Annotated in this window: 12 protein-coding genes; 10 read left to right on the top strand and 2 right to left on the bottom strand. The window is 45.6% G+C overall.

Features of this window, described 5'->3' with window-relative positions:
• Window positions 1–149: 149 nt before the first annotated feature.
• On the top strand, window positions 150–749 hold the full coding sequence (locus EGM68_RS16200; protein WP_040103394.1) for a hypothetical protein: 600 nt from the start codon (window positions 150–152) through the stop codon (window positions 747–749).
• Window positions 750–923: 174 nt separating this feature from the next.
• A complete protein-coding gene (gndA, locus tag EGM68_RS16195) occupies window positions 924–2330 on the top strand; it encodes an NADP-dependent phosphogluconate dehydrogenase (protein WP_025675816.1) in 1407 nt (468 codons plus the stop codon).
• A 245-nt stretch (window positions 2331–2575) separates the two neighbouring features.
• Here the strand turns inward: gndA and EGM68_RS16190 are convergent, their stop codons facing one another.
• On the bottom strand, window positions 2576–2881 hold the full coding sequence (locus tag EGM68_RS16190) for a rhodanese-like domain-containing protein (protein WP_013371889.1): 306 nt from the start codon (window positions 2879–2881) through the stop codon (window positions 2576–2578).
• Window positions 2882–3149: 268 nt separating this feature from the next.
• Between EGM68_RS16190 and aroA the strand changes: the two genes are divergently transcribed.
• The 4 genes from aroA to ptsP all read left to right on the top strand — a co-directional run bounded on the left by aroA (window position 3150) and on the right by ptsP (window position 8835).
• A complete protein-coding gene (gene aroA, locus EGM68_RS16185; RefSeq protein WP_040103395.1) occupies window positions 3150–4442 on the top strand; it encodes a 3-phosphoshikimate 1-carboxyvinyltransferase in 1293 nt (430 codons plus the stop codon).
• Between the two features lie 33 nt (window positions 4443–4475).
• Window positions 4476–4910, top strand: a complete 435-nt coding sequence (locus EGM68_RS16180; protein ID WP_017427811.1) for a CoA-binding protein — start codon at window positions 4476–4478, stop codon at window positions 4908–4910.
• 299 nt (window positions 4911–5209) lie between these two features.
• The gene (locus EGM68_RS16175) at window positions 5210–7093 is read left to right on the top strand and encodes a glucose PTS transporter subunit IIA (RefSeq protein WP_013371886.1); all 1884 of its coding nucleotides are present in this window, start codon (window positions 5210–5212) and stop codon (window positions 7091–7093) included.
• Window positions 7090–8835: a phosphoenolpyruvate--protein phosphotransferase gene (ptsP, locus tag EGM68_RS16170; RefSeq protein WP_129549574.1), complete on the top strand. Its 1746-nt coding sequence runs from the start codon at window positions 7090–7092 to the stop codon at window positions 8833–8835. Before EGM68_RS16175 ends, ptsP begins: the two co-directional genes overlap by 4 nt.
• Window positions 8836–8973: 138 nt before the next feature.
• On the opposite strand, the gene EGM68_RS16165 is transcribed toward ptsP, so the two are convergent.
• The gene (locus EGM68_RS16165) at window positions 8974–9510 is read right to left on the bottom strand and encodes a type 1 glutamine amidotransferase domain-containing protein (RefSeq protein ID WP_013371884.1); all 537 of its coding nucleotides are present in this window, start codon (window positions 9508–9510) and stop codon (window positions 8974–8976) included.
• Window positions 9511–9847: 337 nt separating this feature from the next.
• Here EGM68_RS16165 and EGM68_RS16160 point away from each other — a divergent pair, with 337 nt between their 5' ends.
• From EGM68_RS16160 to EGM68_RS16145, 4 genes are all read left to right on the top strand, one after another.
• Window positions 9848–10294 carry a hypothetical protein gene (locus EGM68_RS16160; protein ID WP_013371883.1) on the top strand — a complete coding sequence of 149 codons (447 nt, stop codon included), beginning with the start codon at window positions 9848–9850 and terminating at the stop codon, window positions 10292–10294.
• A gap of 101 nt (window positions 10295–10395) precedes the next feature.
• Window positions 10396–10737, top strand: a complete 342-nt coding sequence (gene ytxJ / locus EGM68_RS16155) for a bacillithiol system redox-active protein YtxJ (protein WP_014600036.1) — start codon at window positions 10396–10398, stop codon at window positions 10735–10737.
• 107 nt (window positions 10738–10844) lie between these two features.
• Complete coding sequence (gene ccpA, locus EGM68_RS16150; protein ID WP_013371881.1) at window positions 10845–11852, top strand: catabolite control protein A; 1008 nt, start codon at window positions 10845–10847, stop codon at window positions 11850–11852.
• Between the two features lie 113 nt (window positions 11853–11965).
• Window positions 11966–12664, top strand: a complete 699-nt coding sequence (locus EGM68_RS16145; protein ID WP_129549573.1) for a 5'-methylthioadenosine/adenosylhomocysteine nucleosidase — start codon at window positions 11966–11968, stop codon at window positions 12662–12664.
• Window position 12665: the final 1 nt, after the last annotated feature.

Genomic DNA, 12665 nt, shown 5'->3' with positions numbered 1-12665 from the left:
TGCGTTGTTACTCATAAAAATAGGTCAAATAACCAAGTACCCTTACATAAAATGAAGTATAAAATAGAGCAAGGGAAGATCAAGCGGGAAAGCCGCAGGCTTGCTGTAGCCGGACTTCTTGAATCGGACTTGAAAAAGGAGGGAATGCCGTGAACAAGGGCTGTGAGGTAGAATATTGCAATCTAGAGCTCCGGTTTAGCCGTCGGCATATCCATAATCTGATCAAGGATTTGATATCGGAAGGGTATTCGCTGTACTGGAGCGAGGATGAGTCGTATCTGGTTTTGTCGGTGAGAACCGGGCGCAAGCTGGTGAAGCTCCGTTTTCAACAATTGCGCACTGGACACTACAAGCTGGCTGGAGATTATGTAATCCGCGATGCCAAGCTGGCTGAGTGGTTGGAGAAGCTGATTGGAAGCACCCGAGGTCATGCCATTGTCAAAAGAGTCAAGGATCATCATATTTTGGTGGAAAATATTTTGTTCGGCGAGGTCATTCGTCTGGTCGAGGTTACTGGCTTTAAGCAGCGTGTTATTTATCAGAAGGGACCGGTGCTGTCCGCTCAGGAAATGGAGGATATGTACGCTTCCAATGAAGGGGAAACCCGGCTGCTGCTGCTTAAGATGGAAGTAGACGATGAATTGGAGAAGCTGTTCAAGGCGATGACGGAGAAAGATAAGATTAAAATCGAGAATAGCCATAAACGCCTGCAAACGCTATCTCACCAACTGCTGATGATGGAAGCGTAGTACATCGGAACACCTCATGCAAAATGAGGTGTTTTGATCTGCGATCAGACAGGGGTTCACTTCTGACACTAAAAACGTTAAAATAGAAGTGCACGTGTTCCGATTCACATAAAGTGTAATGCGGTAAAGCGGCGATATAGAATACAAAATATGTTGCAAAGGATGAGGAACCAGATGGCAAAACAGCAAATTGGTGTGATCGGCCTGGCGGTAATGGGTAAAAACTTGGCCCTTAATATTGAGAGCAGAGGCTTCACCGTTTCGGTTTTTAACCGCTCTCCAGAAAAAACGCACGATCTTATCAAAGAAGCAGAAGGTAAAAAACTGACGGGTACTTTCTCTATTGAAGAATTTGTGAACTCACTGGAATCACCCCGTAAAATCCTGATCATGGTTCAAGCTGGTAAAGCTACAGATGCCACGATTGAACAGCTTGTGCCTCATCTGGACAAGGGCGACATTATTATAGACGGAGGCAATGCCTACTTCCCTGATACACAGCGCCGCAGCAAGGAGCTGGAGGAAAAAGGACTTCGCTTTATTGGTACAGGCGTATCCGGTGGTGAAGAAGGTGCCTTGAATGGTCCTGCCATTATGCCAGGTGGACAAGAAAGTGCCTACAAACTGGTAGAGCCGATTCTGACTGCAATCTCTGCTAAAGTGGACGGCGACCCATGCTGTACATATATCGGTCCCGACGGTGCTGGTCACTATGTAAAAATGGTGCATAACGGTATCGAGTACGGCGACATGCAATTGATTGGTGAAGCATATCACTTGCTGAAATCTGTTCTGAATGTGAGTGCTGAAGAGCTTCATGAAATCTTTACAGAATGGAATAAAGGCGAATTGGACAGCTACCTGATTGAAATTACAGCTGACATCTTCTCCCAGTATGATGCTGAAACAGGCAAGCCTATGGTAGATGTGATCTTGGACGCTGCAGGTCAAAAAGGGACTGGTAAATGGACAAGCCAAAGCGCGCTGGATCTGGGTGTGCCATTGTCCATGATTACTGAGTCCGTATTTTCCCGTTTCTTGTCTGCTATGAAAGACGAGCGTATTGCGGCAAGCAAAGTGCTGAGCGGTCCTAAAGCTGAATCCTTCAGCGGCGACAAAAAAGAATTTATCGAAAGCGTACGTAAAGCACTGTTCGCAAGTAAAATTGTGTCTTATGCTCAAGGTTTCGCTCAAATGCGTGCAGCTTCCGATGAATATGATTGGGATTTGAAATACGGAAAAATTGCAATGATCTTCCGCGGTGGTTGCATTATCCGTTCGCAATTCCTGCAAAACATCAAGGATGCGTATGACCGTGATCCTGCTCTGAAAAACCTGTTGCTGGACTCTTATTTCAAAAATGTAGTAGAATCGTATCAAGATGCATGGCGTCAAGTGATTTCAGTGGCTGTATCTCAAGGTATTCCAGTGCCTGGCTTCTCCAGCGCGCTTGCTTACTATGACAGCTATCGCACTGAGCGTTTGCCAGCAAATCTGTTGCAAGCGCAACGTGACTACTTTGGTGCACATACGTTCAAGCGTGTGGACAAAGAAGGCGTATTCCATCATCAATGGTTCTAATGAACTGACGAATATGTAAGGATGTAGTATGTAACACAACGGAAGCTTTTTTGCCCTTGGGGTAGAAGAAGCTTCCGTTTTTTTAATTGGTATTTTAGATACGAATTTGGATGTGCTAAAGGATTGTGTAATCTTTTGACGCTATGGTATGATAGAAACATAATAGTTTAATGCTTTACCGCGTCTAAGCCTGAGCCTAAATAAAAGAGACGGAAAGTTTCCGTCTCTTTTATAGACTAGCTGTTTTACTGCTCCTGTGACCATTGCAGCATGCCACCAGTCATGTTGGTGCATCCCTCGTAACCTAGCTGCTGCAAATATTCGCAGGCACGTTCACTGCGATAACCGCTCCGGCAAATAAAGATAATTTCACCGGTGCGTTCAATTTCCTCAAGGCGGCCCGGAATCTGTCCGAGCGGAATGTGCTTGGCACCTTCAATCATACCTTCCGCTACTTCTTCTGCCTCACGGACGTCAATCAATTGCAATTGTTCTCCTGCTTGCAGGCGTGCGCGAAGCTCAGAAGGTTCAATCAGAGCGATTTGCGTCATGGCTGGACCTCTTTTCTAATGTAAATGGGTATTACTTGTATTGTTGGCGTGTGAGAAACATCACACTCTCTATGTATGATAGCGAAGCGATCTCTAAGCTGTCAATTAGCCTAAATCTAAAAATCAAATAAAGATTAGTCAACCAGGTTGCTAAACCTCGATAGACCTAGATGAATATTCCTTATTTTTTAGGTGGAGAAATGAACGTTACAACTTGTATAATTAACGTAAACTAGGATGGTTTGAATCGAAAAGGAGCATGTATAATATGGATGTTATCGTTAGACCTACCCCTTCCTTGCAAGGAGAGATTGGGGCTTTGTCCTCCAAAAACTACACGACTCGTTATCTGCTTACGGCTGCACTAGCCGATGGACAAAGTACTATTTATTATCCAGCTCATAGTGAGGACAGTGACGCTATGCGTCGTTGTATCACCGATCTGGGAGCAGTGCTGGAAGAGGATGATGAAAAAATAGTGATTACAGGTTTTGGTAGCCATCCTCAAGCTGTGAAGGAACTGAACGTAGGCAATGCAGGAGCGGTGCTCCGTTTTTTGATGGGAATTGCGTCCCTATGTCCGGATGTTACATTTGTGAATACATATCCCGACTCATTGGGGAAAAGGCCCCATGACGATCTAATTGATGCATTGGGCCAACTAGGTGTTAAAGTAGATCATCGTGAAGGCAAGTTGCCAATACGTATTCAGGGTGGTCAGGCGAAGGGCGGTAAAATTCAGGTGTCCGGCTCGGTTAGCTCACAGTATTTAAGCGCTCTGTTGTTCCTTACACCTTTACTGGAGGAAGATAGTGAAATTGAAGTGCTGCATGATTTGAAATCCAAAGTGGTCATTGGGCAGACTCTAGAGGTATTGCAAGAGGCTGGTATTACCATTCATGCAAGTGATGACTACATGTCTTTCCGCGTCCCGGGGCGGCAATCCTATCAGCCACGTACGTATACTGTACAGGGGGATTATCCAGGGAGTGCTGCGGTGCTGGCGGCGGCTGCAGTAACGAATTCCGATGTTACCATCCATCGTCTTAAAGAGCAGAGCAAACAGGGAGAACGCGCTATTGTAGATGTACTGCGTATGATGGAAGTACCACTGACACATGAGAACGATACCGTTGTTGTAAAGGGGAACGGCCGATTGAAGGCCATCGAGTTTGATGGTGATGCCGCGACAGATGCTGTACTTGCCATGGTAGCTGCGGCTGTATTTGCCGAAGGTACATCTCGTTTTTATAACGTGGAAAATTTACGGTATAAGGAATGTGACCGAATTACGGATTATTTGAATGAGTTGAGCAAGGCTGGGGCTCGGGTAGAAGAACGTCAAGCGGAAATCATTGTGCATGGTAGACCGGAGGGTGTCGAAGGTGGAGTGGAAATCAACGCGCATTATGATCACCGTGTCATTATGGCATTGACGGTTGTAGGTTTGCGCGCGCAGAAGCCGCTAGTGATCAAGGATGCGCATCATGTCGCCAAATCGTATCCACAGTATTTCGACCATCTGACGACGCTTGGTGCTTCCGTAGAATGGGTAAAATAAAGGTAAGTTAAGATACAGACAGGAGGAGATAGAATGGCTTTTGAAAATCCGTCCAGAGAAGAGATTAAGAATATTTTGGAACAAGTAGGCAATATTGCGGTTGTAGGTTTGTCTGATAAATCAGACCGCACCTCATACATGGTTTCTTATGCTATGCAAAAGCGGGGATACCGGATTATTCCGGTTAATCCTGCGGCCGCAGGGCAAACAATTCTTGGAGAGACTTGCTATGCCAGTCTTGCTGAAGTACCAGAGCCCGTTGAATTGGTTAATGTATTCCGTCGTAGCGAATACTGCGCAGAGGTTGCGCGTGAAGCCGCTGCTATTGGAGCTAAGATATTGTGGCTACAACAGGGAATTATAAGCCAGGAAGCCGCTGACATTGCGCAGGAGCATGGAATGACGGTTATTATGGATCGTTGCATTAAGGTGGAGGATTCAGTGACCCAAGCTGTTCGTAAAGGATAATCACACCTCTGACCCATGCTATATGCACATGAAGAAAACCTTCTTCCCTTGTTTCATAGGGTTGAAGGTTTTTGGTGTGAAATCAGAATCATGATACAGTATATTATACTTTCAGGAATCCATATAATGTATATATGCTTGGAATGTGATGTGGTCTAGTTAAATTCATAGGGTTATCGTTGAGTAATAAGTTATATGACCTGTAAAAGCGTAAATAAATATTTTTGGCTGACGGAACCATGGCTTTGACAAAAGTATTTATTCGGCTTACCATCAGGGATAGAAGGGAGAGGAATGCCATGAATTGGCTCGGATCCTTACAACAGCTTGGTCGTGCTGTCATGCTCCCGACGATGGTGCTACCGGCAGCTGCAATATTGCTAAGTCTCGGCAGCCTTCCTTGGGCCACGTGGGGATTTCCTATGGTGTCCGATATGGCAAATGCGGCGGGACACGGGATTTTTTATTTTTTGCCGTATTTGTTTGCGGTTGGTGTTGCACTGGGTATGTCGAATCAAGCAGGTCAGGCGGGACTGGCTGCATTGGCTGGTATGGCTATATATGATCAGGTCACATTGAGATTTGGAAACGGACTCATTCAGCCAGCGACGCTCATTGGTATCATTTTGGGGATCATTTCAGGGTTGGCCTATAATCGCTTTAAAAGCATTAAGTTGCCTGAAGTGCTTCAGTTTTTTGGGGGAACCCGATTTGTTCTGCTGCTTATTGGTCTGTTCTCTGCTGTATTTGCAGGGCTCATGTTGATTATTGCTCCGCTGATTCAACGAGGACTGGAATTTATTGTAGGCCTGGAATCGAGCTTGGGCGGTTTTGGACTGCTTATTTACGGCATTCTATACCGGCTGTTGGCAGCTTTTGGTCTTCACCATCTGCTTAACAATATATTTTGGTTTCAACTGGGTACATACAAAACTCCGTCTGGCAACGTTGTGCAGGGGGATCTACCCCGGTTTTTTGCTGGCGATCCGACAGCGGGCTATTTCATGTCTGGGTTGTTTCCCATTATGATGTTTGCGATCCCTGCGATTGCTTTAGCGATCATTCAGGAAGCTCGTGAAGATTTGAAGCCAAAGGTGCAAAAAACGTTTCTGACGGCCGCATTGGTCTGTTTTTTTACCGGAGTGTCGGAACAGATTGAGTTTGCCTTTTTGTTTGCTGCTCCTTATTTGTTCCTCGTTCATGCGGTTATGTCCGGTCTGGCCATGTGGCTTACCTTTGAACTGGACATTCATCATGGCTTTTCATATTCGGCGGGTTTTATAGATTATGTCCTTAATTTCCATCTATCACATAACGCCTGGTTGTTAATTCCAGTCGGAGTGGCATATGGGCTTGTGTATTATGTACTGTTTCGATGGGCAATCCGTCGCTTCCGGATTCCAACTCCTGGACGTGAGGAAGGCTCGGTTCTGGAGGATTGGGCCGGTAATATTCCTTACAGTGCTCCACTTATTTTGGAAGCACTCGGTGGGAAGGAGAATATTGTGCAGGTAGAAGCCTGCATCACCCGTTTACGGCTGACTGTCCATAATGACAGGCTGATTGATACCGGAGCGATGAAGGCATTGGGATCGGCCGGGCTTATTAATCTGGGCGGAGGTAATTTACAAGTCGTATTTGGAACCTATTCAGAACTGATTCGTGAGGAAATTGCAAAGCTGATGGAGCGTGATCTCCCTCAAATTTTGTTCAATGCTCCTGTACATGGAAAAATGCTACCGATTCATGAAGTGCCTGACAAAATTTTTGCAACGAAGCTGGTTGGGGACGGTGTTGCTTTTGTTCCTGAACGCGGTGAACTTGTGTCTCCGGTGTATGGGACTGTGATGCACTTGTATCCGACCATGCACGCTTTAGGCATCTCCACACGAGAAGGACTTGAGGTTCTGCTTCACATCGGGATTGATACTTCACAGCTAAAAGGGAATTTTACTGCTATGGTAGAAGCAGGCGATACGGTGGAACCGGGGCAATTGCTGATCAAATTTGATTTGCAGGCGCTACGAGAGCAAGCTCCATCGCTGGTGACTCCTATGGTCATCACGAATCCGGATCGCGTCAAGTCGTGGAGCTTTGCTCCGTTTAAAACAGTGAAAAAAGGTCAGGCCTCGGTAATGTCCGTTGTGCTGCATGACAGGAATGTTGGAGGGGTAGAAACATGATAGAAGGCATCGGCGCCGCAGCAGGTGTGGCCATCGGGAAGGCATTTGTCCTGCCGAGCTGGGAATGGGATTTACCTGATCAAAAAATGGATACGGTAGATCTAGCGAAGGAATTTGAACGTTTGTATGAAGGGATACGTACATCCAAAAGTGAAATCCAGTTTATTAAGGATGAGTTCCGAGAGATGGTGGGAGCGGAGGAATCCAGCATTTTTGATGCTCATCTAGCGATATTGGAAGATCCGGAGTTCATGAATGAAATTAGCGGCATTATTCAGCGTCAGTATAAGGCGGCCGAGGTGGCTGTGAAGGAAGCTATTGATCATTTTGTGACAATGTTTGATTTGCTGGATGATGAATATATGAAGGAGCGGGCAATCGACATCAAGGATGTGGGGAACCGACTGCTCAAGCATTTGCTGGGCGCACCGGAAGTGACTCTTCCCAAGGACACTCAGCCCTATATCCTGGTAGCCAAAGAGCTCTCACCATCCCAATCGGCACACTTGAATCCCAGCTATGTGTTAGGGATTGTGACTATGAATGGTGGTAAAACATCGCATTCCGCGATTATGGCCCGTGCGCTTGGTATTCCACTCGTTTCTGGATTGGAGAGCAATATGAATTTGCCTGTTCAAACCGGAGATATGATGGTTGTGGATGGAGACCTGGGTAGAGTGTATGTGAATCCAGAAAAATCTGTAATAGACCACTATATCATTTTACGTGACGAGCAGCGACGTAGAAAAGAGCAGCTTCAGGTACTCGCTTCGGTAGAAGCTGTGACCAAGGATGGAACCACGCTGAGACTGGCGGCCAATATTAGCTCCGTTAAAGAACTGGAGGCTGCTTTGAAGCATGGAGCTCAAGGTGTGGGGCTGTTCCGCACGGAATTTTTATATATGGATCGTAAATCTGCTCCTAATGAAGAGGAGCAGTATCAAGTATATCGACTAATAGCGGAAAAGGCAGGCAATCACTCCGTAGTCATCCGTACATTGGATATCGGCGGCGATAAGCCGTTGGATTATCTTGAGCTCCCAGAGGAAGAAAATCCTTTTCTAGGTTATCGTGCTATACGGATTAGTCTGGATTGGAAGGAAATGTTTAAAACTCAGTTGACTGCAATTTTGCGAGCCAGTGCAACGGGGAATATCAAGGTCATGTATCCGATGATCTCATCCGTGGAGGAAGTCCGTCAGGCAGATGCTCTTTTGAAAGAAGCTATGGCGGATTTGGATGCAAGAGGGCTTGCCTATAATCCTAAAATTCAGCGAGGGATTATGATTGAGGTTCCGGCTGCAGCGATGATCGCGGATCTATTAGCAGCTGAAACCGACTTTTTTAGTATCGGAACGAATGATCTAGTTCAGTATGTGCTGGCTGTAGACCGTATGAATGAGCAGATTGCGCATATGTACCATCCATACCACCCGGCTGTACTTCGAATGCTGCGCATGACTGCACAAGCGGCACATCATGCCGGAATTGATGTGAGTGTCTGCGGTGAGATGGCTGGAGATGAACGATCCGTTCCACTTTGGCTGGAACTGGGAATACATCAGCTCAGTATGTCCCCCCAATCTTTATTGCGGGTCAAGCATCGTGTGCTGAATACGACTGCATCTGAAGCAATGGCAATCGCTCGTGCTTGCTTTGGCATGTCCACTGGTGCAGCGATCGAAGACAAGCTGACTGCAGCTAATATCAGCTGTACCCCGGCCGGACCCGGGCGGCCGTAATATTTTAATATCCGCAATGCTTAGATAGCTCGGACGAAAAAGCACCTTCAAAACCATGAATAAAGTGGTTTTGAAGGTGCTTTTTCGATATAGCCATAGATAAGGTTACTCAAGTCCTAAATGTGCGGACTACATATCTTATTTCCGAGCGCTATTAGCTAATACATCGCAGAACGCTTTTCCGTAAGGTGGAAGATCGGGCGGTCGACGAGCGGATACAATGTGTCCGTCTGTCACAACAGCTTCATCCTTCCAGATTGCTCCTGCATTTTCCATATCATCACGGATACCTGGCGTGGAGGTAACTGTGACACCATCCAATATTTTAGCAGAAATCAGTACCCAGCCTGCATGACAGATTTGTCCGATGGGTTTATGTGCGGCATGAAACTCCTGTACAAGTTGAATAACCTTGGGGTAGCGGCGCAGTTTATCGGGCGCCCAACCACCAGGGACAAGAATACCGTCATAATCGCTACTATTGAGTTCTTCAAAGGCATATTCTGCTTCAGCAGGTACGCCGTATTTTCCAATATATTTTTTTCCCTTTTCAGCACCGGCTAAATGTACCTCTGCGCCTTCTTCACGAACACGATACACCGGGTACCATAATTCCAGATCCTCGAATTCCTCATCTACGAGGGCAATGACCTTTTTTCCGGTAAGTCTTGACATCTAACCATCCTTTCCTGGGTCACATATGACACCTTTGTTTTGTAATCTGTACTTTTACATCTTAAGAAAAAGTAAGCCCGAAGTCCATTCCTTCGCAGATTCTCAGGTTAGGAGTCGTTCTTTTACAACAATCGCCGTCATTTTTTGACCCTCTAATGCCTTGGTAATTTGTTCATTGCTGCAATCTGGGGAAGGATTTGAGACCCCAAAGTCGAAATAAAAAAAGGTATGATAGATTTTATAGAGTTAACAAATATTTTATAGACTAGTAGATAGATATATCTGGATGCTGAAGAGATCCTTATATAGTTTGATCCTATGTAATGAGGTGGTAAAAGTGCAAAAGCAATGCCAATGCGGTGAACCGATGGGACTGGAATTGCGAAAGGTAATATATGCGAGTAAGGTTGAAATTTTGCATGTTCCTGTATTTTCATGCCCGTCATGCTTTTCCAGTGAGGTTCTGCAACATGTGACGAAGGACATTAAGGAACTTTTACAAAGTCTAGGGAGCAAACCTGCGCCCCGGCGAATATCTTTTGCTCGCAATAATGAACTGGCAGAAATTATTCGCAAGCTTGTACTGGAGGAAGCGGACAATCCCAATGTCGATTGGCAATCTGCTTTGGAGGAGCGAATGGAGCTTCGAATTAATCTCTTGCTGGATCTTTATCGCTATGCGAGAAGCCTAGGAGATGAAGACTGGATGAATGATGTAGAGAAAAGATTGGTTCAATTATCCGGTTTTACCAGTAAATCGGTGTTCACGAATACGAAAAACTAAAAAATATGAAAATTTTCATGGTCACCATTGGATTTTACATGTTCTTTTTGTTACGATGAGAATAGGCCATACGACAAGACACAGAAAGGAATGTATATCCAATGGCGACGATGACGAAAATGACTACTATTCAACAATTAAATACGGCTCTGGAAGCGTCATCAGACAAACCGTTACTCCTCTTTAAGCACAGCACACGTTGTCCGATAAGTGCAGGCGCATACCAGGAAGTGGAGTCTTATTTGGAAGGTGCTCCCGACGAAAATATTGAATACGGTATCATTTATGTAGTAGAAGATCGGCCGGTGTCCAATGCGGCTTCGGACAAGCTTCAGGTGAAACATGAATCGCCGCAAGCCATTTTAGTCAAGGACGGGGAGGCTGTCTGGCATACATCCCATTCGAATATTACAGCCCGTGCGCTCCACGATCATCTCACATAGATAGAATGAGTGCTGTCGTTGCATAAAGTAGTATTTTGTCGTATCATGGTTCTAATTAGTTGATCTAGGATTCGGTTGAAAATTTATTGGCAATGGAGAGAAGGAATGTGACGGTAACGATCTATGATGTAGCTCGCGAAGCTGGGGTCTCAATGGCGACAGTGTCCCGCGTAGTTAACAATAATCCTAATGTAAAACCTCAAACTCGCAAGAAGGTGTACGAAGCGATTGAACAATTGGGATATCGCCCAAATGCGGTAGCTAGAGGTCTGGCCAGCAAGAAGACAACGACTGTTGGCGTTGTTATTCCGGATATATCGAACTCAATTTTTGCAGAAATTGCGCGCGGTATTGAGGATATTGCAAATATGTATCACTATAACATCATTTTATGTAATGCCGACAAACGGAAAGAAAAAGAGATCCGTGTTATCAATACGTTACTTGAAAAGCAAGTCGACGGGCTTCTGTTCATGGGCGGCACAGTAACGGACGAGCATATTCAAGCGTTCCACACAGCTGCTGTCCCTATTGTTCTATGTGCAACGAGTGATGAAAAAGGTAGCTATCCTTCGGTCGATATTGACCATGAAGCCGCTGCTTTCGATGCGGTTAACACATTGATCCGCCATGGACACCGTCAAATCGCAATGATCAGTGGTACGCTTCAAGACCCTGCAAATGGTTATGCACGTTTCCAAGGTTACAAGAGAGCATTGGAAACAGCCGGAATTGATTATCAGGAAGATCTCGTGCGAATCGGGAATTACCGCTATGAATCCGGTGTTGAAGCCATGAAATACTTCCTCGGTCTGAAGAAGAAACCAAGTGCTATTTTTGCCGCTACAGATGAAATGGCAATTGGTGCGATTCATAGCATTCAGGATGAGGGATTGAAAGTACCTGATGATTTTTCGGTCATCAGTGTTGACAATATTCGCATGGCCTCCATGGTTCGTCCTCAGCTGACAACCGTCGCACAACCGATGTACGATTTGGGTGCGGTGGCAATGCGTTTGCTAACCAAGCTGATGAAGAAGGAAAACGTGGAGAACTCTCGCGTTATTTTGCCGCACGAAACTATTTTACGGTTATCAGTTAATTATTTAGACTAGCGGCAGTGCTGAATAGGATATACCTTCGATGAAAGCTCCTTTGACGGAGCTTTTTTCGTAGATACATATTCTCTTGTGAAATCATCATCAAACTAAGAAACGAGGGATGCGTAATGAGCCGACTTTATGGATTAATGGGTGCTATGGATGAAGAAATTGAATTGCTGCTCTCGGCAATGACGGAAGCAAGTAAGACGACCAAGGCGGGAATCACATACACTACAGGAATGATTCACGGGCAAAGTGTGGTTGTCTGTAAGTCCGGTGTGGGCAAAGTCAATGCTGCGGTAACAACACAAATCCTGATTGATCATTTTGGCGTAGAACAAATTATATTCACGGGAGTGGCAGGGGCGGTACACCCGGATTTAAACATTGGGGATATTGTCATTTCATCAACATGTATGCAGCATGACATGGATGTAACGCCTTTGGGTTATGCCAGAGGGGTCATTCCTTATCAGGACACCTCAGAGTTCGCGGCCGATCCCGAACTTGTCCGCCTGGCTGAACAAGCCTGCGAATCGTTTGGAGATCGATATATTGTCGGAAAAGTACTTTCCGGCGATCAATTTGTCGCAAGCCGTGAGATAGTAACAGCATTGCATCAAGAAATGGACGGTGCTTGTACCGAGATGGAAGGCGCCGCAGTGGCTCAGACAGCTCATATGAATGCTGTGCCTTATGTTGTCCTACGATCTATGTCAGATAAGGCTGATGGATCGGCTCACGTGAATTATGCTGAGTTTACGGTTGAAGCTTCACATCGTTCACACCGTATTGTGGAGTTCATGCTCAAGCATTTGGATTAAG

Origin of the sequence: Paenibacillus sp. M-152 (assembly GCF_003856555.1) — a bacterium.
Classification (GTDB): Bacteria; Bacillota; Bacilli; order Paenibacillales; family Paenibacillaceae; genus Paenibacillus; species Paenibacillus polymyxa_C.
Note: the sequence above shows the minus strand (reverse complement) of the source record. Positions and strands in the feature narration are given on the sequence as shown.

What these genes read in the sequence shown, in the direction of transcription:
- EGM68_RS16145 (WP_129549573.1), top strand. Translation starts at nt 11,966, where the DNA reads ATGAGCCGACTTTATGGATTAATGGGTGCTATGGATGAAGAAATTGAA.
- aroA (WP_040103395.1), top strand. Translation starts at nt 3,150, where the DNA reads ATGGATGTTATCGTTAGACCTACCCCTTCCTTGCAAGGAGAGATTGGG.
- gndA (WP_025675816.1), top strand. Translation starts at nt 924, where the DNA reads ATGGCAAAACAGCAAATTGGTGTGATCGGCCTGGCGGTAATGGGTAAA.
- EGM68_RS16190 (WP_013371889.1), bottom strand. Translation starts at nt 2,881, where the DNA reads ATGACGCAAATCGCTCTGATTGAACCTTCTGAGCTTCGCGCACGCCTG.
- EGM68_RS16165 (WP_013371884.1), bottom strand. Translation starts at nt 9,510, where the DNA reads ATGTCAAGACTTACCGGAAAAAAGGTCATTGCCCTCGTAGATGAGGAA.
- ytxJ (WP_014600036.1), top strand. Translation starts at nt 10,396, where the DNA reads ATGGCGACGATGACGAAAATGACTACTATTCAACAATTAAATACGGCT.
- ptsP (WP_129549574.1), top strand. Translation starts at nt 7,090, where the DNA reads ATGATAGAAGGCATCGGCGCCGCAGCAGGTGTGGCCATCGGGAAGGCA.
- EGM68_RS16180 (WP_017427811.1), top strand. Translation starts at nt 4,476, where the DNA reads ATGGCTTTTGAAAATCCGTCCAGAGAAGAGATTAAGAATATTTTGGAA.
- EGM68_RS16175 (WP_013371886.1), top strand. Translation starts at nt 5,210, where the DNA reads ATGAATTGGCTCGGATCCTTACAACAGCTTGGTCGTGCTGTCATGCTC.